Genomic DNA, 1,204 nt, shown 5'->3' on the forward strand with positions numbered 1-1,204 from the left:
TCGCCGGGGAGCCATTAACCGTCACAATAACGTTGCGGGATGAGTTTGGTAACCCTGCTTTAGGGCTGACATCAGAAGTCATCGAGTCTTATATTGATAGTTTCGCGGTAGGCGGCGCAACTCCCGATTCTATGCGGTGGGTCGAGCAGAATAATGGTGAATATACCATTGTCTGGACAGCATGGGTTGCCGAGGAAAATCTGGTTGCCAGTCTGAAATTAAAAACATGGGCAACGGAGATTAAGTCCTCGTTATACGGAATACAACCAGGTGCAGCGGCAAAAAATCAATCCACGATTGTCGCGGACAAAACGATATATATCGCTGGGGATAGCATAACGGTGACCGTTGTTCTTAAAGATGCCCAGGGTAACTTTATTACTGATGGTGTTGTTCAGCTTAATGAGGAAAACGTACAAGTCAGGAATGCGGATCCTATCCAGGGCAATAATTGGGTTTACAACGGCAATGGGCAATATCAAAGACAGTATATGGCGCATTTTGCGGAAGCGAATTTGAATGCGCAACTGAAGATGGCTGGTTGGAGCGATGCCAATTATTCAAACAATTACACTATCAAACCAGGTGAAGTGAGTCCGCTTGGTTCACAGCTTCGTATACGAGAAGTTATAGGAGAGGAAGGGGCGGATTTACCTCTCAGTGTTTTATTAGTTGAAGATTTTGGAAATCCGGTCGATAACGGTCTGGATTTGCTGGAAGATACAGTGTACTTACAAAATGAAGAAAAAAAAGAAGGGGAAAAATGGAGATATGTGGGTGATGGCATATATGAACGTACATATATGGACTACCAAGAAGGAGAAAATTTAACTTCATTTATGGAGATTAAAGGTTGGCGTATATACGGACAACCATCCTATACCATCCTTCCTTTTGTGGAAGTCGAGTTGCTGAGTGTTAATGGTGTAAAATTCAGGGCGACAGATGGTTTTCCGGAAACAGGGTTTGATGGTGCAAAATTCACGCTGTTACTAACCCATAATATGAAAAATACGGATTATAATTGGACGGCTGGGATTTATGGAATTAATGTTGACAGTAATGGAGAAGTAACATTATCTGTGCTGATAAGAAGTGAAGTTACTATTACCGGGAAACCCAAGAATGGTAAAGGGAATGATGTTGTATTTAAATTCAAGATTAAAAAATGGTTTACTAGTTTAGGTGCTACCAGTAGTAATAC

General features: G+C 41.7%; 1 pseudogene. It reads left to right on the plus strand.

Annotated elements, in window-relative coordinates:
- Window positions 1-1,204 (plus strand): annotated as a pseudogene (locus AC5O77_RS21635) (hypothetical protein); the annotation flags it as partial.

This window comes from Stenotrophomonas sp. INTA L402-1 (assembly GCF_059295135.1).